The organism is Vibrio sp. 03_296 (genome assembly GCF_002265885.1).
In genome coordinates this window covers 1-24,286 of record NZ_NPKW01000027.1, presented here as the reverse complement: position 1 = coordinate 24,286, position 24,286 = coordinate 1, and the positions used below count along the sequence as shown (strand labels likewise).

At 45.4% G+C, this 24,286-nt stretch carries 22 protein-coding genes and 1 tRNA gene; 15 read left to right on the top strand and 8 right to left on the bottom strand.

Translation table 11 applies throughout. The features are described from left to right. Positions 1-117: 117 nt before the first annotated feature. Entirely contained in the window at positions 118-1,338 is a 1,221-nt protein-coding gene (gene arcA, locus CIK04_RS02005) for an arginine deiminase (RefSeq protein ID WP_017420035.1), read from the bottom strand. A 564-nt stretch (positions 1,339-1,902) separates the two neighbouring features. Here arcA and rraB point away from each other — a divergent pair. Both rraB and CIK04_RS01995 read left to right on the top strand, forming a co-directional pair. Then, complete coding sequence (gene rraB / locus CIK04_RS02000) at positions 1,903-2,325, top strand: ribonuclease E inhibitor RraB (RefSeq protein WP_011079425.1); 423 nt, start codon at positions 1,903-1,905, stop codon at positions 2,323-2,325. A 155-nt stretch (positions 2,326-2,480) separates the two neighbouring features. Beyond that, positions 2,481-3,257, top strand: coding sequence for a hypothetical protein (locus tag CIK04_RS01995; RefSeq protein ID WP_097353503.1), 777 nt, complete (start codon positions 2,481-2,483; stop codon positions 3,255-3,257). Between the two features lie 5 nt (positions 3,258-3,262). Here the strand turns inward: CIK04_RS01995 and CIK04_RS01990 are convergent, their stop codons facing one another. Both CIK04_RS01990 and CIK04_RS01985 read right to left on the bottom strand, forming a co-directional pair. Beyond that, on the bottom strand, positions 3,263-3,757 hold the full coding sequence (locus CIK04_RS01990) for a GNAT family N-acetyltransferase (RefSeq protein ID WP_097353504.1): 495 nt from the start codon (positions 3,755-3,757) through the stop codon (positions 3,263-3,265). Between the two features lie 46 nt (positions 3,758-3,803). Continuing rightward, the gene (locus CIK04_RS01985; RefSeq protein ID WP_026050232.1) at positions 3,804-4,214 is read right to left on the bottom strand and encodes a DUF2061 domain-containing protein; all 411 of its coding nucleotides are present in this window, start codon (positions 4,212-4,214) and stop codon (positions 3,804-3,806) included. Between the two features lie 274 nt (positions 4,215-4,488). Between CIK04_RS01985 and CIK04_RS01980 the strand changes: the two genes are divergently transcribed. Both CIK04_RS01980 and CIK04_RS01975 read left to right on the top strand, forming a co-directional pair. Continuing rightward, positions 4,489-5,661, top strand: coding sequence for a YjgN family protein (locus CIK04_RS01980; protein ID WP_097353505.1), 1,173 nt, complete (start codon positions 4,489-4,491; stop codon positions 5,659-5,661). Continuing rightward, positions 5,661-6,656 carry a M48 family metallopeptidase gene (locus tag CIK04_RS01975; protein ID WP_017420030.1) on the top strand — a complete coding sequence of 332 codons (996 nt, stop codon included), beginning with the start codon at positions 5,661-5,663 and terminating at the stop codon, positions 6,654-6,656. Before CIK04_RS01980 ends, CIK04_RS01975 begins: the two co-directional genes overlap by 1 nt. Positions 6,657-6,754: 98 nt before the next feature. On the opposite strand, the gene CIK04_RS01970 is transcribed toward CIK04_RS01975, so the two are convergent. From CIK04_RS01970 to pepA, 3 genes are all read right to left on the bottom strand, one after another. Then, a complete protein-coding gene (locus CIK04_RS01970; protein ID WP_097353506.1) occupies positions 6,755-9,610 on the bottom strand; it encodes a valine--tRNA ligase in 2,856 nt (951 codons plus the stop codon). A gap of 85 nt (positions 9,611-9,695) precedes the next feature. Then, positions 9,696-10,145, bottom strand: coding sequence for a DNA polymerase III subunit chi (locus CIK04_RS01965; RefSeq protein WP_080541097.1), 450 nt, complete (start codon positions 10,143-10,145; stop codon positions 9,696-9,698). Positions 10,146-10,207: 62 nt separating this feature from the next. Then, a complete protein-coding gene (pepA, locus tag CIK04_RS01960) occupies positions 10,208-11,716 on the bottom strand; it encodes a leucyl aminopeptidase (RefSeq protein ID WP_011079433.1) in 1,509 nt (502 codons plus the stop codon). Positions 11,717-11,908: 192 nt separating this feature from the next. Here pepA and lptF point away from each other — a divergent pair, with 192 nt between their 5' ends. Then, positions 11,909-13,009, top strand: a complete 1,101-nt coding sequence (gene lptF, locus CIK04_RS01955) for an LPS export ABC transporter permease LptF (protein WP_017420027.1) — start codon at positions 11,909-11,911, stop codon at positions 13,007-13,009. A 3-nt stretch (positions 13,010-13,012) separates the two neighbouring features. Next, a complete protein-coding gene (gene lptG / locus CIK04_RS01950) occupies positions 13,013-14,086 on the top strand; it encodes an LPS export ABC transporter permease LptG (protein ID WP_017420026.1) in 1,074 nt (357 codons plus the stop codon). Between the two features lie 101 nt (positions 14,087-14,187). Here the strand turns inward: lptG and CIK04_RS01945 are convergent, their stop codons facing one another. Continuing rightward, entirely contained in the window at positions 14,188-14,664 is a 477-nt protein-coding gene (locus CIK04_RS01945; protein ID WP_097353507.1) for an RDD family protein, read from the bottom strand. A gap of 188 nt (positions 14,665-14,852) precedes the next feature. Between CIK04_RS01945 and CIK04_RS01940 the strand changes: the two genes are divergently transcribed. Beyond that, positions 14,853-14,937 (top strand) — tRNA-Leu (locus CIK04_RS01940). Positions 14,938-15,214: 277 nt separating this feature from the next. Here CIK04_RS01940 and cod read toward each other — a convergent pair. Then, positions 15,215-16,498, bottom strand: coding sequence for a chitin oligosaccharide deacetylase (cod, locus tag CIK04_RS01935; RefSeq protein ID WP_039542206.1), 1,284 nt, complete (start codon positions 16,496-16,498; stop codon positions 15,215-15,217). Between the two features lie 268 nt (positions 16,499-16,766). On the opposite strand from cod, the gene CIK04_RS01930 reads away from it, so the two are divergent. From CIK04_RS01930 to CIK04_RS01895, 8 genes are all read left to right on the top strand, one after another. Further along, positions 16,767-17,072: a PTS sugar transporter subunit IIB gene (locus CIK04_RS01930; RefSeq protein WP_017420022.1), complete on the top strand. Its 306-nt coding sequence runs from the start codon at positions 16,767-16,769 to the stop codon at positions 17,070-17,072. An 88-nt stretch (positions 17,073-17,160) separates the two neighbouring features. Next, the gene (locus tag CIK04_RS01925; RefSeq protein ID WP_026050234.1) at positions 17,161-18,492 is read left to right on the top strand and encodes a PTS sugar transporter subunit IIC; all 1,332 of its coding nucleotides are present in this window, start codon (positions 17,161-17,163) and stop codon (positions 18,490-18,492) included. A gap of 53 nt (positions 18,493-18,545) precedes the next feature. Beyond that, positions 18,546-18,854 carry a PTS lactose/cellobiose transporter subunit IIA gene (locus tag CIK04_RS01920; RefSeq protein ID WP_026050235.1) on the top strand — a complete coding sequence of 103 codons (309 nt, stop codon included), beginning with the start codon at positions 18,546-18,548 and terminating at the stop codon, positions 18,852-18,854. A 9-nt stretch (positions 18,855-18,863) separates the two neighbouring features. Beyond that, positions 18,864-20,186 carry a 6-phospho-beta-glucosidase gene (locus tag CIK04_RS01915; RefSeq protein ID WP_017420019.1) on the top strand — a complete coding sequence of 441 codons (1,323 nt, stop codon included), beginning with the start codon at positions 18,864-18,866 and terminating at the stop codon, positions 20,184-20,186. Between the two features lie 19 nt (positions 20,187-20,205). Next, the gene (chbG, locus tag CIK04_RS01910) at positions 20,206-20,964 is read left to right on the top strand and encodes a chitin disaccharide deacetylase (RefSeq protein ID WP_039451864.1); all 759 of its coding nucleotides are present in this window, start codon (positions 20,206-20,208) and stop codon (positions 20,962-20,964) included. A 96-nt stretch (positions 20,965-21,060) separates the two neighbouring features. Continuing rightward, positions 21,061-22,056 (top strand): LacI family DNA-binding transcriptional regulator, encoded by a 996-nt coding sequence (locus tag CIK04_RS01905; RefSeq protein ID WP_046030739.1) that lies wholly within the window; start codon positions 21,061-21,063, stop codon positions 22,054-22,056. Between the two features lie 69 nt (positions 22,057-22,125). Further along, positions 22,126-22,533, top strand: coding sequence for a VOC family protein (locus tag CIK04_RS01900; RefSeq protein ID WP_017420016.1), 408 nt, complete (start codon positions 22,126-22,128; stop codon positions 22,531-22,533). Between the two features lie 94 nt (positions 22,534-22,627). Continuing rightward, on the top strand, positions 22,628-23,884 hold the full coding sequence (locus CIK04_RS01895; RefSeq protein ID WP_017420015.1) for an HD-GYP domain-containing protein: 1,257 nt from the start codon (positions 22,628-22,630) through the stop codon (positions 23,882-23,884). Positions 23,885-24,286: the final 402 nt, after the last annotated feature.

Genomic DNA, 24,286 nt, shown 5'->3' with positions numbered 1-24,286 from the left:
CCATCGTCATGGCGCTAGTAAAACATATAAATGCTACTTTTGTGAATAATTATTTTAAACTTGAGAATAAAAAAGCCAACTTCAAAAGTTGGCTTTAGTGAGAACATTAGCACGAAGTTAGATATCATCACGCTCAATCGGGCAACTCATGCAGCGTGCACCACCACGGCCACGGCCTAATTCATTCCCCGGAATGGTGAGCACTTCAATGCCCGCTTTATCGTATTTCTCATTGGTGTAGACGTTGCGTTCATAACCAATGACCACTCCAGGCTTCACGGTTAACACGTTATTGGCATCGTTCCACTGTTCACGTTCTGCCTCATAACTATCACCACCGGTGGTAATGATATTGAGGTGATTCAAGCCCAGCGCACGTTCAATGGCGTGCAAATAGTTATGCAAAGCTTCTACGTGCATCTCGCCATTGCCTTTTGGCGTTAAGCGCCAAGTGTGCAGATCTTTACGCATGATCTCTGGGTAAACAGAAAAAGTATCAACATCCATGTGCGTCATTACCGTATCTAAGTGCATGCACGAACGATGTTTTGGCAGCTCAATGGCGATCACTTCCTTTGCTTGGCCATGTTTAAACAGATTCGCAGCTAAGTTTTCCACCCCTTGTGGTGTGGTGCGCTCTGACATGCCAATCAGCACGGCGCCTTTACCTATCACTAACACATCACCCCCTTCAATGTTGGCGTTGTCGTAATGCAGGTCTTCGTTGCCAAAGTATTTGATGAAATCTTGCCCCGCGAAGATGGGGTGCCACTGATAAATCGCCCGCAAATGGTTGGTCTCACGTTGACGTGCGGGTTTCATCATTGGATTGAGCGAAACACCGCCATAAACCCAGCATGACGTATCACGGGTAAAGAGATGATTCGGGAGCGGTTCAATCACGAAGTCTAATGGCTGCTTCATGCGCGGCAGCATAGAGGCCGATTGAATGGGTAATTCAGAGTAAGCCAGACCACCCAGCAAAATAGTTGCAAGGTGTTCGTTGTCCATCTCCGAAAGGTAACGGCGTAAGTCGCGCGCAAAAATCGGGCCGTAGCGAAAATCGGAGATTTGAACATCTAACAGCCATTGCTTAGCTTCTGGCACGGCGAGAGTATCCACCATCAAATCGTGCAGAAGTAGCACCTCTACACCTTGTTGGCGCAACGTATCGGCAAACGCATCGTGCTCTTTACCTGCCGCTTCAACCAGTAAAACATCGTCAAACAGCAGTTCATGACAATTTGAAGGGGTAAGGTGGGTTAGGGCTCTTTCTGGTCGATTAAGAAGGACTCGGCGCAACTGACCGACTTCAGAACCTACATACAACTTACTCATTTTGCATCCTTACAGTTTATCCTGGCGCTATTTATGACAATCTTTTGTATAAGATGCAAATCATCTAGCTTTGTTTAAGTTCTGCGTTTATGAGTTTTTGTGATATTAATTGCTCTTTATGTTGTCGATTTTAGGGTTTTATTTTGGTTGGCTGTGTTTGAATAAAACACGGTAGGATTGATTTTTTATGCGTAAACGGTGTTTTGCTTACTTTGAGTCATTTTGAATAAAACGTGATTTTTTATTCAAAAAACTGCATTTTATCGTTCGGCTTAGGCGTTATTCATGCTAGAAGCGCATTTGCTTACTGCATGAAGTGGCGCGATAAGGGCAATTCTATTTATCTATATTTCATCTTCTTGGCGTTAGGATGTTCTGAATATTAATAAATTGGCACTATTGTTAAAAATGTGTTGTTTTGCATTATGGTGAAGGCCCATTTTGAGGTTAAGCAGTAAAAGATAGGTTGTATGTCGCTTTGTCGGTGGCTTTTCTGGGCGATCCATGCCATATTTCACCGCAACAAATTGATCCAATTTAGAGTAACGATTCCGGAGCTAAAACATGTCTCACGAAGATGAATATCTATCAGTAGAAGAGTTAATTGAGATTCAAAAGGAAGAGACTCGCGATATTATCGCTGCTCTGCTTGAAGATGGCAGCGATCCTGAAGCACTGTATGAAATCGAGCACCACCTATTTGCTGAAGATTTCGACACCCTAGAAAAAGCGGTTGTTGAAGCATTTAAGATGGGCTTTGAAGTACTTGAAGCTGAAGAAACTGAAGACGAAGATGGCAATAAGCTGCTTTGTTGTGATGCAACCATGCAGTCGACCTTGGACGCTGAAACCATTGACGCTCAAGTAGAGAAGTTGGTTCATCTCGCTGAAAAATACGACATCATCTATGATGGTTGGGGCACTTACTACGAAGGTGAAGATGCGCTATACCAAGATGACGACGAAGACGAAGACTTCGAAGACTAATAAAACAAGAGCCGGCGATTGCCGGCTTTTGTTTGTGTTCCGTTTGCTCGCATAGCGTTGTTATTCATCTTGTTACACCCGCACAGAGAACAGCACTCGCTCATTAGCAGGGTTGTGTATATAATGCAGCAAACTTGATCTAGCTCAATTATGATATGCAACTCTCACTCACTGGTTATTGGCAACTTTCCCCGCTTACCGATCTCTCTATTCCACAAGATGATCTCTGCTTTCCCGCGCCACTGAGCGAGATTTTACCTGCTTCCCTCTCTGAGCAAGCCATTGCAGCGCAAGAATGGCACTTGATGCACGACATCGAAGTGGATGACAGTTTGCTGGCTTATCCTGCGGTTGAGATGGTGCTTGCTGGAGTGGATTACCATGCCGAAGTGCGCTTAAACGGCATTGCTGTGTTTGATTGTGATAAAAGTCAGTTTGAGTATCGCAAAGATATTCGTCCTTATCTGCAACATGGACGCAATCGCTTTGAAATTCTTTTTCTCGAAGAGGAAGAAGAATTGCTGTTTGAGGAAGACAGACTGGCATTGTGCGAGTTAGGGGCAAATGCCTATCAACCCAGTGATGGAAGAATGGGGATCTGGCGAGAGCCCTATTTACAGTTTATCCGCCACGTTCGTCTTGATCGCGTGACGACCGAGCAAATCTGGCACCATGGCGGTGGGTGCGAATTTAAAGTGGATCTCTACTATCAAACCTACACATCAGGTTTGATTTCAGCCTCAGTTAAGTTTGATGGCCGCCGCTACAGTATTCCTTTGGATCTGCGCAGCGATCACGCCAGTGCGCTATTCCAAATTGACGCACCGAGCCAACAGCACGAATATCAATTAGAAATTGAACTTGATGGGCAGATCTTGAGCGCACCAGTTGCTCTCGATGAGGCAACTTCGGTTACCCACTTTATTCGCTAGTTGCCTTATAAACGGCAACTCATCACCACTTCACAAGCGTCGTGTCCGGTTTGCCCGAGTGGCGCTTGCAGATGTTCAAATCCCAGCTTTTCATACAGGGCAATGGCTTCCTTCAAGCAGGTGGTCGTTTCTAGGTAACAGCGTTGATAACCCATTTTTTTCGCGGCGCTGCGGCTGAGCGAGACGATTTGCTTAGCCAAACCCTGCCCACGGCAAATGGGTAAGAAGTACATTTTTTGTAATTCGCAAACGCCTTCGACCCCTGCTAGCGCGGAAAAACCACCGCCACCGACGATCTTCCCTTGATATTCCACCACCCAATAGGCGGCATTTGCTTGTGAGTAGATGCTAAAAAGATCATCTAGGGTTGGATCGGCAACACTGTAGCCTTTATCGGCGGTTAACCCATACTCCGCAGAGACTTGACGAATCACACTAGCGATTGAGGCGTTGTCTTCAACGGTGATTGGGCGTAAGACAAAGTCCATTTTTTCTGACATAAGACCATTCGTATTTCAAATTATGATGGTCAAAACTATAGAGTCACTACACGGTTGGGTGCAAACAAAAACTGTGCGAATCGAGTGTTTGTTTTGCCGCGCTGTGGCGCAACCAAACCTTCTCGTGGAAGTAGTACACCACGGTGTTTATCGACGGCTCGAGCAATGCCATCACCCCACCGACAAATGCATCACCCGTCAACAAGTAAACCACGCTAAATGCCACGCTGAAATGTACGGTAGCAAAACTGGCGGTCTTGATTTTCGTCATCCACTGACGCGCTTTGAGCGCTGGCACGGTGGACCATGCTTTTTCATGGAAGTAAAACGCAATGGTATTGACCGCAGGTTCAATCATCGCAATCAAACTGCCGATGAGGATATCGCCTGTTAAGACGTAGGCGACAGTGAAAGCGACCGTAAAATGAAGTGCTGCAAAGGTAATGGTCTTTTTCATAATCTTATCTCTCATGATGCGTTTGGCTCGTTTTGCCACTGGTGACAGTATCATGGGAAAATCATGAAAGTTAAAATCGATTGAATTTATTATTTCAATAGTTAAATGCTATTGATTGTGTTTATTGATTGATTTATATAAAAAATTAGTTGATAAAACAAACCCTTGTCACTGAATGTATTTCGAACGTTCGGTTAAAATTACACGCTTTTTATAAAGTTAATGTTTGATTAATCAATAATAAATCGAAAAAACAACGTCAGGATAAAAATGAATGGACACTAAGCACATCACGAACTCAATTCAATTTAAAGGCCAAGGAGGGGAGTTCTTTGGTATTTGGATCGTCAACATCTTATTGTCGGTGATCACGCTAGGTATTTACTCTGCTTGGGCTAAGGTTCGCACCAAGCGCTACTTTTATGGCAACACCTTCATCGCGGGTGATAACTTCGAATACCACGCGCAACCGATGCAACTTCTCAAAGGGCGCTTGGTGGCGCTCGCTCTAGTGCTGATTTGGGTGGTAGCAAACTCATTTTTTCCATTAGCATCGTTGGTGTTGTTTGCGCTGTTCTATGTGGCGCTCCCTTGGCTTCTCTGGAGCAACGCCCGATTTGATTCTGCGATGACCAGTTACCGAAATGTCCACTTTGCTTTTAATGGCTCGTTGAAAGAGGCTTATATGTCGATACTAGGTCGCGGTCTGGCGTCGTTGCTTATTATCGCGATTTACATCGCTATTGTGGTGGCTTCAGCCAATGCGTCCGCGATGGTAGCCACATTATTGGGTTTTGGTACCTTGGTACTGATGTTTGTTTTGTACGCTTGGGTCGTCGCGGGTATTCACCAATATTTTGCCTCGGGTTATCAGTATGGGGATTGGAAGTTTGTCGCTAAGATTGAAACGGGCTTCTTCTTGAAAACGTACTGTAAAGCGATGTTGATTGGTTTCTTAACCGCAGTGGCTTTTATGATTGTGATGGGCACGTTTGTGTTGGGCTCTGACATTATGAATATCTTTGCTGGCGAAGTGGAGCTGCTGGAAGGGAAAGGGGATTTTGCGTATGTGGTGCTGACTTATCTGGTGACGATTACGATGTCACTGGGCATCACCGCCTATACCACGACTCGTATCCGCAATTATGTTTTCTCGAGGCTGGCCGCAACGGCAGAAACTCAGTCGGAGACGGAGTTTCGTTTTGCGTCAACCTTTGGTGCTTGGGATTACATGAGTTTGATTGTCACCAACTTCCTGTTGCAAGTGATCACGCTTGGCTTGGCTCGTCCTTGGGTGATGGTGCGCACCTCTCGCTACGTCGCTAGCCATACTGGTGTCATTGGCGATATGGATACGCTGAAAGCAACCGATCAAGATTCTGCGGTGAAGAACGCCATCAGTGATGAAGTGGCGCAAGCGTTTGATCTTGGTCTCAGTATCAGCTAATGCGTATCTTTGGAACCGCATTCCCGCCTCGTAGCTCAGAGCGCTGTGAGGCGGAGATCGACACTTCTCAACCACACTTGCTTGCTCTGCATGTGAATGGGGAGATTTTCAGTGCTGATTACCATTACCTGAAAATCAGTGAGCCTGTAGGTCGCTTACCAGTGCGTATTTCCTTTCCGAATGGTTGGGTGTTTGTCACAGAGCCCAGTACGGCGTTATCGAAATGGCTGGGTTTTCATAAAAAACAAAGCTTTGTTGACCGAATGGAAGGCAACATCCCTGCTTGGATTCTCTCTGTCATGGTGTGTTTGGCGGTGATCGCGGGGGGCTATTACTATCTGCTGCCTTGGGGAAGTCAGAAGATCGCTGAGAGCTTACCGGATTCCTTATCGATCGCCGTTGGAGAGCAGGTGCTGGATTCGCTTGATTTGCAGTTGCAACCCAGTCAATTACCTGAAGAGGAGCAGAGTGCTATTCGTCAAAGAGTTCAACAGTTTGCGCAGGTATTGCCAGAGTTGCCGTATGACATCAAGGTGGAGTTTCGTTCAATGCCAGAAGGCGCCAATGCGTTTGCGCTCCCCGGAGGAACGATTGTTTTGCTTGATGAGCTGGTGGCGCTTGCACAAACCCAGCAACAGTTGGACAGCATCATTCTGCATGAGATGGGCCATGTCCATCATCGTCATATGATGAAGCAGGTGGTTCACTCCACCATTCTTTCGGTAGCGGTCTCTCTCATCACAGGCGAAAGTTCTGGGATTGTTGATAACCTAGCGGGGGTTGGAGTGTTTATCGTCTCCAATGGTCAGTCTCGTGAAGCGGAAACGCAAGCGGATCTGTACGCGAAAAAGGCAATGAAACAGATCTATGGCACGAGTGCGCCATTGGCTGAGATGTTCGAGCTGTTTCAAACGCAGGAAATGATGGATCTTCCGGAGTGGTTTAGTTCTCACCCTAATTTTGCCGAGCGAATTGAAGCCGCAAGGGAAGAGTAACCAAGCATGCTTTGCTAAAATCGCGGTGCACCGTAGAGGATAAATACAAAAAGGCAGCGATAACGCTGCCTTTAGTTTTTTTATGAAGCTAACTCGAATTACAGTGCGGCGATGGTCGCTTTTTGTTCTTCAAGTTTTGCCAAGGTTTCTTGGTAGCCTTCCAGTTTCTCACGCTCTTTCGCGATAACTGCTTCAGGGGCTTTGGCAACGAAACCTTCGTTACCCAGCTTACCTTCGATGCGTTTGATTTCACCTTGCGTCTTCGCGACTTCTTTATCCAAACGAGCAAGCTCTGCATCTTGGTCGATCAAACCCGCCATTGGGATCATCAGCTCAGATTTCGCCACAAGTGCTGTTGCACAGGCTGGTGTTTCTTCGCCTGCAGCCAACACACGAACTGACTCAAGTTTCGCTAGTGACATCAATACTTGTTTGTTCGCTTCTAGGCGCGCTGCATCTTTTTCGTCGGCTTTTAGCATCACTTCCAGCGGTTTACCTGGGTTGATATCGTATTCAGCACGTAGGTTACGGATGCTAGTAATGAACGCTTTCACCCATTCGATGTCGTCTAGCGCTTCTTGGTTGAAGTTCGCTTCATCGTATTGAGGCAGAGATTGCAACATGATTGTCTCGCCTTCAACACCGTCTACGAGTGGCTTGATGCTTTGCCAGATCGTTTCGGTGATGTAAGGAATCACTGGGTGAGCGAGACGTAGCGTTTTCTCAAGCACTGTGATGAGTGTACGGCGAGTACCGCGTTGTTGCGCTTCAGTACCTTTCCATAAAACTGGTTTGGTCAGCTCTAGGTACCAGTCACAGAATTGGTTCCAGATGAATTCGTACAGCGTGTTTGCCGCCATATCGAGACGGTAGTTGTCGATATGGTTGTTGAATGCTTTCGCTGCCAGTTCAAACTGAGACTCGATCCACTTGTCCGCTAGTGAGTATTCGATCTCACCTGCGCCAAAGCCACAATCTTGCTCTTCTGTGTTCATCATTACGTAACGGCTTGCGTTCCATAGCTTGTTACAGAAGTTACGGTAACCTTCAAGACGCTTCATATCCCAGTTGATATCGCGACCTGTTGATGCCATTGCAGCAAGTGTGAAACGTAGTGCGTCAGTACCGTAGGCTTCGATACCGTTTTCAAACGTTTTACGCGTGTTCTTCTCGATCTTCGCTGCTAGCTGAGGCTGCATCATGTTGCCACAACGCTTCTCTACTAGAGACTCTAGGTCGATACCATCGATCATGTCGATTGGGTCAAGTACGTTACCTTTCGACTTAGACATCTTGTCGCCGTTTTCGTCACGGATCAGACCGGTAACGTAAACGGTTTTGAATGGAACTTGTGGTTTGCCGTTTTCGTCTTTGACGAAGTGCATGGTCATCATGATCATGCGCGCAACCCAGAAGAAGATGATGTCGAAACCAGTCACGAGTACGTCTGAAGGGTGGAAGACTTTCAGATCGTCAGTTTGCTCAGGCCAGCCTTGCGTGCCGAACGTCCATAGTGCAGAAGAGAACCAGGTATCCAGTACGTCTTCGTCTTGGTGTAGTTCAATCACAGACTCTAGGTTGTGGTTTTGACGAACTTCTTCTTCGCTGCGACCGACGTATACATTGCCTTGGTTGTCGTACCAAGCCGGGATACGGTGACCCCACCATAGTTGACGAGAGATACACCAGTCTTGAACGTCACGCATCCAAGAGAAGTACATGTTTTCGTATTGCTTAGGCACGAATTGGATGTCGCCATTTTCTACGGCTTCAACCGCTGTTTTCGCTAGAGGCGCAGTACGCACGTACCATTGGTCAGTCAGCATTGGTTCGATAACTACACCACCACGGTCGCCGTAAGGCACTTGTAGATCGTGATCTTTCACTTCTTCAAGCAGACCTAGCTCATCGAACTCCGCCACGATCGCTTTACGCGCTGCAAAACGCTCCATACCGTGGTACTTAGCTGGTAGCTCAGTGCTGTAAGCGTCGCTTGCTTCACCGTTGGTCGTGAACACTTCTGCCGCATCACGGATGTTGGCGTCAAACGTCAGAATGTTGATCATTGGTAGCTGGTGGCGCTTACCCACTTCGTAGTCGTTGAAGTCGTGCGCTGGGGTGATTTTCACACAGCCAGTCCCTTTTTCCATATCGGCGTGCTCATCGCCCACGATAGGGATACGGCGATCAACGATAGGCAGGATGATGTCTTTACCGATCAGATCTTTGTAACGTGGATCTTCTGGGTTAACTGCCACACCCGTATCGCCTAGCATGGTTTCTGGACGAGTTGTTGCAACAACGATGTAATCTTTGCCATCTGCTGTTTTAACGCCATCGGCTAGTGGGTAGCGGAAGTGCCACATGTGGCCTTTGGTGTCTTTGTTCTCTACTTCTAGATCTGAGATCGCTGTGTGCAGTTTAGGGTCCCAGTTAACTAGGCGCTTACCGCGGTAGATGAGGTCATCTTCGTATAGACGAACGAATACCTCCTGAACGGCGTTAGACAGGCCTTCATCCATGGTGAAGCGTTCACGATCCCAGTCTACTGATGCGCCAAGACGACGAAGCTGCTTAGTAATCGTGCCGCCTGATTCGCCTTTCCATTCCCAGATTTTGTCGATGAAGGCTTCGCGACCGTAATCGTGTTTGGTTTTGCCTTCTTCTGCAGCGATCTTACGCTCAACAACCATCTGAGTAGCGATACCTGCGTGGTCAGTACCGACTTGCCAAAGGGTATTTTTACCCTTCATACGCTCACAACGGATCAGTGTATCCATGATCGTATCTTGGAACGCGTGGCCCATATGTAGGCTACCAGTGACGTTCGGTGGCGGGATCATGATGCTGTATGATTCTTTTGACGTGTCACCGTGTGGCTTAAAGTAGCCTTGCTCTTCCCAAGTCTTATACAGATCTTGTTCGATTGAGGTTGGGTTGTATGTTTTTTCCATGGGAGCTTAATCTGGTTAAGTTAATCTAGGTCAATCTTTATAAGTGAACTCTCTATTGGGAGAGCTTAACTATAAGGATTGACCGCTAGTTGTGTTCAATTTCGATTGTTTGCAGTTGGTAACCTGCTTGACGGTAGATTTTATACCTTTCTCGCGCGAGCTGTTTAGCTTTTTCTTCGCAAGGGACGAAGTCTACCACCTCAGCAAACTTGTTCGCAAAGGTTGTCTCATTTTTCGCCAAATTTATTACCAGTTGGCGGTTCCAGCTTGGCTTGACACCTTCGTGACCTATCTCAATATTGGTGGCGTGTTTGGGGCCTTCGCCGACCAAATTATGCGCAACAAACTGAGCGGGCTCAACTTGCCAAAAGTATTCTGCAATTTGCTCTGCGTGCTGTTTACTTTCTCCATTGAGATACACCTTCGCTCCTTGCTTGGCAAAATGGTGGGCAAGGAACACCACATAGTGAGCAAGACCTTCCGGCGTTGCTTGTGGAGTGTGTTCTCGGACAATGTAAAACGTAGCTCTTTGCATGTCTTGTTCGTCTCTTTGGCGATGAAAAAAGGGCCTTGCGGCCCTTTTTACATTGACTTGAATTATTCTTCAGTCTCTTGGCCACTGCGATTTAGCAGGAATTGGACCAGCATAGAGACAGGACGACCCGTCGACCCTTTGGCTGCGCCAGACTTCCATGCCGTGCCTGCGATGTCTAGGTGTGCCCAGTTGTATTTCTTAGCAAATTTAGACAAGAAGCATGCTGCAGTGATGGTACCACCAGGACGGCCACCAATGTTTGCCATGTCGGCAAATGGGCTCTTTAGCTGTTCATGGTATTCATCCGCCATTGGTAGGCGCCAAGCACGATCGCTAGATTGTTCAGAAGCATTGACGAGCTCGTGAGCAAGAGGATTGTGGTTAGACAGAACACCAGTAATGTGGTGACCCAATGCAATAACACAAGCGCCAGTGAGCGTCGCAACGTCAACCACGCAGTCAGGCTCAAAACGCTCAACGTAAGTCAGAGCATCACACAGTACCAAACGACCTTCTGCATCGGTATTGAGTACTTCTACGGTTTGACCTGACATAGTCGTTAGGATATCACCTGGACGGTAAGCGTTGCTGCCTGGCATGTTTTCACAACCAGCAAGCACGCCAATCACGTTGACTGGTAGGTTCAGTTTTGCCAGCGCTTTCATCGTGCCGAATACGGAGGCTGCGCCACACATGTCGTATTTCATTTCATCCATGCCTTCGCCTGGTTTCAGTGAAATACCGCCTGAATCGAATGTTAGGCCTTTACCGACAAGAACAATCGGTTTGGCTTCTGAATCTGGATGGCCTTTGTATTCGATGATAGACATCATCGATTCATTTTTCGAACCGCGACCGACCGCGAGGTAAGAAGACATACCCAGTTTTTCCATCTCTTGCTCACCAATGATTTTGGTGGTGATGGTTTCGTAGTCATCCGCTAGACGACGCGCTTGAGAGGCGAGGTAAGCTGGGTTTGCGATGTTTGGTGGCATGTTGCCAAGGTCTTTACAGGCTTTCACACCTGAAGCAATCGCCAAACCGTGAGTGATGGCTTTCTCACCTAGGTTCAGTTCACGACGAGTTGGTACGTTGAAGACGAGCTTACGTAGTGGGCGACGTGTTTCTGGCTTCACGCTCTTGAATTGATCAAAGGTATACAGGCCATCTTTCGTTGCTTCAACCGCTTGGCGCACTTTCCAGTACGTGTCACGGCCTTTAACGTGCAGTTCAGTTAGGAAGCACACCGCTTCCATAGAGCCTGTTTCGTTAAGTGTATTGATGGTTTTCTGAATGATCTCTTTATATTGGCGTTCACCAAGCTCACGCTCTTTACCGCAACCAACTAAAAGAACACGTTCAGAAAGCACACCTGGAACTTGATGCAGCAGTAGCATCTGACCTGGTTTACCTTCTAGATCACCACGGCGAAGTAGTGAACTGATGTAACCGTCACTGATTTTATCGAGTTGTTCGGCTACTGGAGAAAGGCGACGTGGTTCAAACACACCAACAACGATACATGCGCTACGTTGTTTCTCTGGACTGCCACTTTTTACACTGAACTCCATGCGTACTCCTACATCCTGAAGACAAATAGTTCTAAATGTTAGATAATGACCGCTTACTTGTTGAATTCTATTCTCGGTCTACTCTGTAAGTTACAGATTAACATTTAGTCAGTTTTTTTGAAAAATAAAAGGTTCAACGGGAAATTATAGTGATTCGACCAAAAAAACAAGTTTTGTATAGGTAATTTCAGCGTGATTATTGTTAGATATTTGATCCGCGAAACACTCAAGAGCCAATTTGCGATCTTTTTCGTACTTTTTTTGGTGTTTCTCAGCCAGCAGTTCATTAGTGTGTTAGCGGATGCGTCGGATGGCGATATTCCGGCCAGTTTGATCATGTCGATTGTCGCGTTGAACATGCCATCGATGGGACTGTTAATGCTACCACTCAGTCTGTATATCGGTATTTTGATTACCTTTGGTCGACTTTACGCGGAAAGTGAAATCGTGGTGATGAACGCCACGGGTATTGGCAATAAGTTCCTGATTCAAGCTGCATTGTACTTGGCAGTGATCACCTCCGGCGTGGCTGCGTTCAACTCATTGTGGTTGTCTCCTTGGTCGATGGATCGTGTTGAGCAACTGACCGAACAGGTGGCGGCTGAAAATAGTGTCGATTTATTAAAGAAAGGCCAATTTCAGTTCACTCCTGATCGCTCTTCGGTGGTTTTCATTGATGATATTAAAGATAAACAGCTGTCTAATGTATTTGTCGCACAGCTTATGCCCAGAGATTCCATTCTACCGAGCGTGATGTTCGCTAATGGCGGTGAGGTGAAAGAGCTGTCTGATGGTCGTCAGATCATCTCTATGAAGCAAGGGACACGCTACGAAGGCGTGCCAACTCGCGTAGAGTACATGATCACGGAATTTGAACAGTACGATGGTTTAATTGGTCAACGTTCTGTCAAACAGCGAGGGCGAGATTGGGATGCGATTCCAACGCTAGAGCTGATTGGTCATCCTGACCCAGAAGCGCAAGCTGAACTGCAATGGCGAGTTTCCCTATTCGTTTGTATCCCTCTACTGACCATGCTGGTTATCCCACTTTCAGCGGTGAACCCGCGTCAAGGGCGATTTGCCAAAATGGGGCCGGCTATCCTTATTTATCTTGCGTATTTCTTGTCGATCAGTGCAACGAAATCTGCGTTGGAAGAGGGGGATATTTCTGCCTCGATTGGTATGTGGCCTATTAATGGTTTGCTACTGCTGGTGGCGATTATGGCGAATTTCATGGACAGCGTTGCCGTTAGACGAATCAAAGACAATTTTAGAAAGAAGAGGCTAGCGTAAATCGTGTTTAAAATTTTAGACCTTTACATCGGTAGAACGATCGTAGCAACCACCTCTTTGGTATTGGTCACCTTTGTTGGCCTTTCTGGCATCATTAAGTATGTTGAGCAATTGCGTAAAGTGGGCAAAGGGACATATGACCTCTTGCATGCGCTGTACTTTGTTGTTTTGAGCATTCCTCGCGATATCGAAATGTTTTTCCCAATGGCCGCCTTGCTTGGTGCTCTGATTGGGCTTGGCATGCTGGCGTCAAGTTCAGAATTGGTGGTGATGCAGGCTGCTGGTTTTTCTAAGCTGGATATCGGCGTCTCCGTGTTAAAAACCGCAGTACCGTTAATGCTGGTGGTGATGGCTCTGGGTCAATGGGGCGCACCAGACGCACAGAAAATGGCCCGCGATTTGCGTTCATTTGCCTTATCTGGCGGTAGTATTGTTTCCGTGCGCAGTGGTGTCTGGGCCAAAGATGCTAATGATTTTATCTTTATCGGTAAGGTAGATGAGGACAAGCTCTATGGGCTTAACATGTGGAAGTTTGACCAGAATAAGAAGCTGCAATCGGTCATTTTTGCCGAAGAGGTTGATTACCAACAAGACAATCGCTGGTTGATGCGTTACGTGCAAATAACCGATATGCAAGATGAGAAAGTCATTTCCAAACATTCATTAGAGCAGATGGAATGGGAAACCTCATTGGCTCCCGATAAGTTAGCTGTTGTGACGGTAAAACCGGAAGAGCTTTCTCTTAGTGGCCTTTATGACTATGTGACCTATCTCAAAGCCTCCGAGCAAGATGCTTCTCGCTACGAGTTAGCGTTTTGGCGTAAGTTGACTCAGCCCATTTCGATTGCAGTGATGATGTTGATGGCATTGTCATTTGTATTTGGTCCGCTTCGAAGTGTCACTATGGGGGCGAGAGTGATCTCAGGTGTGATTGCGGGTTTTGCTTTTTACATTTCCAGCGAGTTCTTTGGGCCTTTGACGTTGGTGTATGGTATTCCACCAGTGTTTGGCGCAGTGGCTCCGAGTATTGTGTTCTTTATCGTTGCAGTGATGTTGTTGAACCGAAAACTGCAATAAATAATGGGATTGACTTGCGAAAGAAAAGAAGATGGAAGGCAATATGCCTTCCATTTTTTATTGTGTCTTTAACTCGAGCGCCTAGATTGATCGGCTTGGGATTATCTTACTTTAGGAAGCAAAACGACTTCCGTTTTGGCCCAAATGTCGTGAAAACCCCTTTTCTTCGGGTCGATTGGTACAGTGAAATTTGCCAAACCAAATGCAGAAGTGGCAATGCGTATTAGAGCTTGAGTTGAGGTAATCATCGAACCATCGTGATTACGTACTTGAATCTTCCATGCTCGCATTCCAAGCGTTTGGCCTGCTTGAGTCCAAAAATAGACTAAGAAGTAGATCCATACAGCGGCAAGATAGAAAGTAAAGAGTGGGCTGATGATTGGGTGTCGGCTGAGTAAATCTGCGGCATCCACATATTCGCCATAACTGATCAAGCCCATCCCATTCAGTGCAAACAGGATGGCCATCACGACTCCGGCCGCCATCATTTCTAAAGCAATAATAATCAAAGCGTCATAAAAAAGTGCCGCAAGGCGACGAAAAAGCCCAGCAGGCGGTAATGTTGTTGTAGTCATCATCGTTCACTTACCATTCAAATTGTGCGTCAGGATATAGATTCAACCCTATGAAGAAAAGAGAGCTAGAGCACACTGTGTTCATTTGTGGCGAAAACTTAGGCAAACGGTAATTATTTCAATCTTTTGCTCTTGCACAACCGAAAAGCTTACGTATAATGCCAAGCATCGAAAGGCGATAGCCTAAAGATGCCGGTGTGGTGAAATTGGTATACACGACGGATTCAAAATCCGTTTCCTTCGGGAGTGGCGGTTCAAGTCCGCCCACCGGTACCATACATAGAAAGGTCGCTTTTATAGCGGCCTTTCGTCGTTTTGGGCTTTTGAAAAACTCTCTTTGCTCTCTTTCTGCATTTGTATTGCTTTCTCTCCTATGCCGCCGCTTTTCTAGCACTAAGTGTTCAATCAAGCAGACTTTGTCACAAGTACCTTAATTTAAAATACTTCAATCACTTCGTTGAGCTCTTAAGCGAGTCGTGTTTCTCCGACATAAACAAAAAAAGCGCGGAGAAGACTCCGCGCAAACTATCTACATTGTGATAGCAGGAACAGCTTATAGAGCTGTGAATAAGGTGTTCTGTGTGTCAGGTGTCCACGTTACTTGTGAGACATGCGGAACATTGACGAGATAGCGTACTCCTTTGTAACTCACCACATCGCCTTGAGCGTACTCCACATTCAACATCCAGTTTGTTGCTGGATCTGCATTGGTCCATAGGCTAGAGGTTGCTGAGGGGGCCCAATCAGCTTGCGCTGTGTGGCTGGTGACGGCTTTGTAAACCGTCCCTTGATGAAGGACATAGGTGCCTGTTGAGTAGGTTGTATTAACCTGCCACTCTGGTGTGTAGTTGTCCATCGTATCAAAGACGTATCCTGACTCTTTGGCAATACGGATGAACTCTGCCAGTTTTGGTAGGTTTTGTGTTGCCCCCATACCGCGTTTGCCATCTTCGAATAAGAATTCATGAGTTAAGACAATCACTTTGTCCGCATGTAATGGCGTACCGCAAGGGAATTGTTGGGCTTTAGAGTTAATCGGATTGATGGTGGTAGGAGCACAGCTGTTTAAAGCTGCGTCAACATAGCTCAAAAATGGAACCGCTTCCGTTAAGCTGTTTGCAGGCATCGCAATTCCCCAGTTTTCTGGTGCCCAATCCACATCCCAGCCGTGTGTTTGATAGCCTTTATTGGCCAACATATTCTGTACTTCAATGGATGCTTTGACACTGTTTGAAGGGTTGTCGGGATCACAAACATAACCGGGCTCCCATGGTTTAAGATTGTCCGATGTTGCACAGAGACCATCTGCTTTAAAGCTTTTCGTCACACGCCAACCGTTAGTGTAGGGAAGACGAGCAAGCTCATCACCCTTGTAGTTTGGGTAGCTGCTAATGGAAGGGAAGTAGCGCTCCAGAACCGCAAGGTTTTGTTCAAAGGTTGCGGCATCATAAACAGGATCTTGATAGGAGTTGATTTGATGATTGCCTGTTGCATTACATTCAGCTCCGCTGTTTGGGCCAAATTCTTCCACGCAGTTATGGATCATGTGGTCGTAACTGTGGTTCCCCACGACATGACCAGAGTCGAGAGCCAACTTGAGCGCCTCAAGTGCTCGGTCTTCATTTTCATCCCCAATTCCATCTAAGTGCCAAGCATTAAAATAGAATGTGGCTTTAATTCCGCCTTCATTGAGCACTCGAATGACATCAAGGCTCGCGTTAATTGGGCCGTCATCAAAGGTCAAATAAATCGTGCCCTTTGGGCTTGTTTGTGCCAAAGCACTTCCTGAAATGACGATACTCGCAGCAGTAAGTAAAGCCAGTTTTTTTAATTTCATTTTTATATCCTTTTTGAAATTAATTAATAATGACGTTGCTAGTTTTATATTGATAAAAATGTTTTTATATTCGCTAATTAAATAACGATTAATCAAAGGCGTTGCTCTCTTCTTGGTTATTATCCTATCCATGATTGCCAATCTAAAAATAGGGTTAATTGTTCGAAATGAGATTTCGTTCACGAACAATGCAACCGGTTGCGCTTTTTTGCATGGATTTATTTTGCTACAGTTTTTAGGTCAGATTTTGAACAAGGGAAAATAAGCAATGAAAAAGATTTTGTTATGCTGTAGTGCGGGCATGTCAACGAGTATGCTGGTCAAGAAAATGGAGCAAGCTGCCGCGAGCAAAGGGATTGAATGCAAGATTGATGCATTATCGGTCAATGCCTTTGAGGAAGCGATTAAAGAATACGATGTTTGTCTGTTAGGGCCGCAAGTGCGATTCCAACTCGAGTCTTTGCAGAAGACAGCGCAGGAGCATGGTAAGAATATTGCGGCGATCTCTCCGCAAGCGTACGGAATGATGAAGGGTGATGAAGTTCTTCAGCAAGCGCTAGATTTAATTAACTAATTCGCGAACGTAAAAATTTAAGAAGTTAATCAGGCTATATATTAAATATGGCTAAGGGTTGCTTTGTCTAAAAATAAGGAAGGATTCTATGAAGCTTTATGATGCGATAATTGGAGTGGTTGAAAAATATATTGCTCCAATAGCGGCTAAAGTTGGTAATCAGCCTCACGTGAGAGCGATGCGTGATGGTTTTATCGTGGCCATGCCATTTATTATAGTTGGTAGTTTTATTTTAATTTTTGCTTTTCCACCTTTTTCAGAAGATACCACTAATACTTTTGGTCGAGTGTGGTTAGATTTTGCTACTAAGCACTTCGATACCATTATGATGCCCTTCAATATGTCGATGGGGATCATGACGATATTTGTCTCGTTGGGGGTCGCTTACAGTTTAGCGAAAGCTTACAAAATGGATGGCATCACGAGTGCTGTGTTATCGCTGATGTGCTTTTTGTTGGTGGCAGCACCAGCTAAAGATGGTGCTTTATCGATGGCACACATGGGCGGAACGGGAATCTTCACTGCAGTGATGTGTGCCTTCTTCGCGGTGGAGCTCTATCGCTTTATGAAAAAGCACAACATTACTATTCGAATGCCAGAACAAGTTCCTCCTGCGATTGCACGATCCTTCGAGGTTCTACTGCCAGTCTTAGCTATTTTTATTACGCTCTACCCACTGAGTTTATTCGTGCAAGCCCAATACGATATGTTGATTCCAGATGCGGTTATGGCAATGTTTAAACCTCTGATCAGCGCATCTAATACACTTCCTGCTATTATTGGTGCCTTGTTGGTATGTCAGCTATTGTGGTTTGCTGGTATTCACGGTGCGGCCATTGTTGTTGGCCTGCTGTCTCCTATCTTCCTAACGAATATCAGTGCAAACATTGATGCGTTCGTCGCCGGACAGCCCGTTCCAAACGTCTTTACTCAGCCATTCTGGGATTTTTACATCTTTATTGGTGGCTCTGGTGCGACATTAGCGCTAGTGATGTTGATGTCTTTCAGCCGTTCAGCGCATTTAAAGAGCATTGGTCGCATGAGTGCGGTACCAGGACTCTTCCAGATTAACGAACCCGTTATCTTCGGTAGCCCTGTGGTGATGAACCCAATTCTCTTCCTACCATTTGTTTTTGCTCCAGTGATTAACGCCACTATCGCTTACTTTGCTGTTCAGTTTGGTTTTGTTGGTATGGGCGTAGCGACAACGCCTTGGACAACCCCGGCCATCATCGGTGCATCATGGGGAAGTGGCTGGACATTTACACCGATTCTCCTCGTTGTTGGGCTACTAATTCTTGATCTCTTCATCTATCTGCCATTTTTCAAAATGTTTGAGAAACAGATTCTGGAGCAAGAGCAACCCACGACAGAATCTCAAGAGCAGCCACAAGGCAGTGGCCAAGGTGTTACCGCTTAATTTATCGAGATTTGAGGCTGCATAGTCGCAGCCTCTCTTTGGAGGAGAGAAAAATGGAACAAGAACTGGTGGTGATGGAAATCATTTGTAATGCCGGTGAAGCAAGAAGTTTGTGCTTTGAAGCATTGAAATTATCACGAAAGAAAGAGTTTGCATTGGCAGACGAAAAACTGGCTCAAGCAAAGGAGTGTTTGAACAAGTCACACCTAGTGCAAACGCAACTGATTGAAGAAGATCAGGGTGAAGGCAAAGTGCCTATGACATTGGTCATGGTGCATGCACAGGATCACCTTATGACGACAATCTTGGCTCATGAGCTTGCAGTAGAAATGGTCGAACTTCATAAGCAGTTGGCTGGATGAGGAAGTCTTATGTCTAGAAAAGGACTAAAACTTGCGATTATCGGGGGAGGCAGTAGCTATACCCCAGAGTTAGTCGAAGGTGTATTAAAAAGAGCAGCATTTCTGCCAGTAGAGCAAATCCATTTTGTCGATATTGAGGCGGGTGCAGAAAAACTGGAGATCATTCGTCAGTTATCGCAAAGAATGGTGGATAAGGTTGGCGTTAAGATTGAGATCAAAGCTGGCTTTGATCGTAGAGAAGCGATCTTGGGTGCCGATTTTGTCATGACACAATTTCGTGTAGGCGGATTAGCCGCCCGAGCTAGCGATGAGCGCATTCCATTGAAGTATGATGTGATTGGTCAAGAAACCACAGGGCCAGGTGGTTTTGCTAAAGCACTGCGCACCATCCCGGTAATCCTCGATATTTGTCGAGATATCGAAGAGTTAGCACCTGAGGCTTGGATGCTGAACTTTACCAATCCAGCAGGGCTGGTTTCTGAAGCGGTAAGTAAGTACTCCAAGGTGAAAAGCATTGGCTTATGCAATGTGCCAGTCTCGATGCAAATGATGATTGCAGAGATGATGGATTGCGAGCCCAAGGAATTGCAGCTTGAGTTTGCTGGCCTTAATCACTTGGTATGGGTACATAACGCTTGGCTAGACGGAAAAAATATCACGGAGACCGTGTTGGAAAAAGTTGGTGATGGTGCCAATTTCAGCATGAAGAACATTTGGGAAGAACCTTGGGATCCCACCTTCTTAAAAGCCTTAGGGGCCATTCCTTGCCCTTATCATCGCTACTTTTATCAAACCGACGCAATGTTGGCTGAAGAGAAGCAAAGCGCGTTAGAAAAAGGCACGCGAGCTGAGCAGGTGATGGAAACTGAAAAAGCGTTGTTCCAGCTTTATCAAGATCCCAGTTTAGACCATAAACCTGAAGAGTTAGAGCAACGTGGTGGGGCGTACTATTCAGATGCGTCACTAAACTTGGTGGATGCGATTTACAACAACCGAAACAGTATCCATGTGGTTAACGTCTTAAATAATGGTGCGATAAATACGTTGCCGGATAACGCCGTGATTGAATGCAGTTCAGTGGTAGGAAGTTGGGGAGCTAAGCCGATTGCTATAGGCACTTTGTCACCAAAAGTCAGTGGACTGTTACATCAAGTGAAAGCATATGAACAATTAGCGATCGAAGCTGCTGTTCATGGCGATTACCATCAGGCCTTGATGGCATTAGCGAATAATCCATTGGTTCCTGATATTGGTAGAGCTAAGCTGATTTTGGACGATATTCTCCAAGAAAATGCAGAGTACTTACCGCAGTTTAAGTTAACCTCTCTTTAATAGTAAGGTGGATGCTGAGATGAAAGTTATTTTTAACGCTGACGATTTTGGCCTCACGCGAGGGGTAAATGATGGCATTGTACAAGCTCATTTAGATGGCGTAGTGCGCTCAACTACGATGATGGTTGGCATGCCAGCAGAAGCGCATGCGGTTGAGTTGGCTAACCATTTGCCGGAGTTAAAAGTAGGCCTTCATCTCAGATTCACTGCGGGGAGACCGCTAACGGAAGGGCAAAACCTAATCGGCAGAGATGGCGATTTCACTCCTTATGGGCAATTTTGGCATCGACGAGACTACGATCCTATTGCGATACACAACGAAGCAGTGGCACAAGTTGAGTACTTTTTGGCGCTGGGATTGAACTTGAGCCATATCGATAGTCACCACCATGCTCATACTCATCCACAATTTGAACCCGTCATTTACGACATTGCGAGAACCTATCAAGTACCGCTGCGAAGCACGGGATTGGCTGGTGAAGAAGAGTTTGGTTGCCGCTATCACTTCACCGATCATTTCTATGACAAGCGAGTAGGGCACGATTCGCTGATACAACACTTGTTGAAGTTAAAAGAGCACTATGACGTTGTAGAAGTGATGTGCCACCCCGCCATCGTGGACACTGAGCTAGAAGCTTGCAGTGGTTATGCGAAACAAAGAGAACTTGAACTGGCCATTTTAACCAGTGATGAACTCAAGCTAAGTTTGAGAAAGCATGATATCGAAGTCACGGATTATTCCGAGTTGATTTTTGCACCACTGCACAGCTGTGTATGATTAAGACTGCCAGCATTGCCCCCTAGTCACCTTTCAAGTTGCTGGCAGTCACTTTTTATTGGAGAAGCTCTGAGCGCTTCGAATTGGGTTGAAGGAATGGCAAGAATTAAAGATGTAGCAGAGCTTGCTGGTGTAAACCGCTCTACCGTATCGCGCATTATTAATGGCGAAGGCAAATTTAAAGAAGAAACCAAGAAGAAAGTTGAATGGGCGATGGCGCAACTCAACTACCGACCAAGTGCTATAGCGCGTTCACTGGCCACATCTTCTTCCAATATGGTGGGGCTATTAGTTACCTACTATACAGGTGGTTTCTTCGGAGAAATGATGGACCGTGTTCAAACCGAGTTAGATCAACACAATAAATTCCTCATCACCGCTCAAGGGCACCATTCCGCGCAAGGTGAACGAGATGCAATACAACGCTTTCATGACCTACGTTGTGATGGCTACGTCTTGCACAGCCGTTACTTATCTGATGATGATTTGAGAGAGTTAGCTCAGCAAACAACACCGTTCGTCTTATTAGATAGATACGTCGAAGGATTGGAAGAACGTTGTATTACCTTCGATCATCGAGCGGCTAGTTTGATCGCCGTGAATCATCTAATTCACCAAGGTCATCTTCAAATCGGTTGCATTACTGGCCCAAGCCAACGGTATAACAGTCAACTGAGAAAACAAGGCTATCTAGATGCAATGAAGCAGATAGAGAATCAAGGAGGGAGAGCATTATGCATTGAAGGCGATTATGGTCGAAAAAGTGGCTACCGCGCGATGCAAGTTTTGCTTGAACGTGAACCTAGATTGACGGCGGTATTTTCTTGCAGTGAAGAAATGACGATTGGTGCACTGCAATATTTGCATGAGAAGAAAATTGCAGTTCCAGAGCAAATATCTATAGTCAGTTTTGATAGTGTCGATCTGTGTGAGAGCCTTTATCCGACCGTGACAGCGGTGCATTTCCCTATTAGTGAAATGGCGGAAGTGGCGGTTCAAACCTTGATACATCTCATTAAAGATCAACCACTCACCCCTATAGACGGTTTTCAGCCGATACTAAAAAGGCGGAATGCAGACCGTACAATTTAATCGAATCAGACACCTGCAGTAAGTTGAATTGTTGACTATCTTTGTAAGAGACATAACAAGGAGAGAGATATGTTTCAACTTACTCCCTACCTTTACTTTGCCGGACGCTGTGCAGAAGCCCTCGAATTTTATCATCATTGCTTTGGTGGACGTGTAACAAACATCCGTTTGTTCAAAGATGCCCCTCAATATATTGAATCGGTAGAACCTGATTGGATTATGCATGCCGAATTTGAAGCGAATGGTATCCATCTGATGCTCTCCGACGGTGTCGTTGCCAAGGAGTTAGCGGGAAACAATATGGCGTTGTCTCTGCGCGTTGATGATCTCGACATACAATTAAAGTTGTTTGACCAATTGGCTGATGGTGGGCGAGTGATGATGCCTTTAACTGATACCTTTATTGGCAGTCGTTTAGGAAAGGTTGAAGACAAATTTGGTGTTCGTTGGATGATTCACTGTAAATTTACAAATTGATAGTGATTGGAAATGTGAATTGTTATTGATGAATTAATTGACAAAATCCACTAAAATTTCGCCTTTGTTTTAGAAATTTTGGTCTTAACGAGAAGTGGCAACTATCAAAATTACAGTAGATCGTATTCAACCTGGATTACATATACGTCTGCCGTTGAAGTGGAACGAGCACCCTTTTCTATTTAATAGCTTCAAGATCAAGGATCAAGAACAAGTGGAGATGATTCGCCACTTGGGTGTGAAGTGGGTCTTCCTCAATGTTAATCAGAGCGATACGCAGCCATTGCCTGCTAATCAGCAAAACCTTTCTGAAAGTGAACAGCAATCTGAAAAACTTGATGGCGAAACCAAAAAGCTTTGGGATGAAAAGCAAAAGCGTATCGAGAAGTTAAGTTCTTACCGACGTCGTGTCATTCAATGTGAAAAAGAGTTTGAACGTTCGTTGGCGAGAATGCGCTCTGTAATGACCAAAATTCGCAATCGTCCGACCGATGCGGTTGATGAAGCGAAACAACTCATCGATGACATCGTTGAAAAATTGATGAGTGATGACAATGTAACCCTCCATCTCATGAATGGGAAAAGTGAATTTGAAGATATTTATTTTCACTCATTAAACGTGTCCGTCATCGCTATGATGATAGGCCGTGCAAAAGGGTTTAGTGCCGCACAGCTAAAAGAACTTTCATTTGCCGCTTTGTTTCACGATATCGGTAAAATAAAAATTCCCTCTGCGATTGTCCGTAAGCAAACGCCACTCACAGATCCTGAGTTTAATTATCTCAAACTGCATACCAAGTACGGATTGGATTTAGCCAATACAGTAGAAGGTTTTCCTGATAGTGCGAAAAAGGTTATTGCGCAGCATCATGAGCTCAATGATGGTTCCGGTTATCCTGATGGTTTAAAGGAACATGAAATTGACGAGCTGACACAAGTGATTGCGGTGGCGAATGCTTTCGACAATTTATGCCATCACAACATTCCTACAGAACAGAAAATTCCCTACACCGCACTTTCTCATCTATATAAGAACTGCAAGCACCTTTATAGTGCCGAGAACCTGAATATCCTCATTAAGTTCATGGGAGTGTTTCCACCAGGTACGGTCGTACAACTTTCTAATAACATGGTCGGGTTGGTCATTTCCGTCAATGCGGCACATCTACTGTATCCCAATGTTTTGATGTACGACCCCGCAGTACCAAGAACTCAGGCGCCCATCATCGACTTAGCGGATAAAGATATAAAGATCGTCAGTGCCATTCATCCTAATAAATTACCTGACAAAGTGAGAGAGTACTTAAATCCTCGTTCACGAATTTCATATTTCTTTGATAGTGACGATTAGTTATCCACAGGATTTTGTGAATATCTTCTTTATATATTGAAGATAAAACCACAAAAAATAAACGTTTGAGTGAATAATCATCACTCGAACGTTTTTTTTAGAAAAAACGGCAAATAGCACTTGCCAAAGAAACTGCCTTCCCTATAATGCGCATCCACCGACACGGCAGACGGCGTAAGGCCTCAGCAACGTCGGGTGAGGTAAAAGCTTCTGAGAAAATAAATTTGAAAAAGTGTTTGACTCTTCAAATTAACTCGCTAGAATGCACCTCCGCTTTGAGAGAAAAACTTCTCGAAAAGCAAGCTCTTTAACAATATAAACCTATCAATCTGTGTGGGCACTCGTTGATGATAATCCAAAAGATTTATCAATGAACTGAGTGACCAAAACGATACTAAGTAT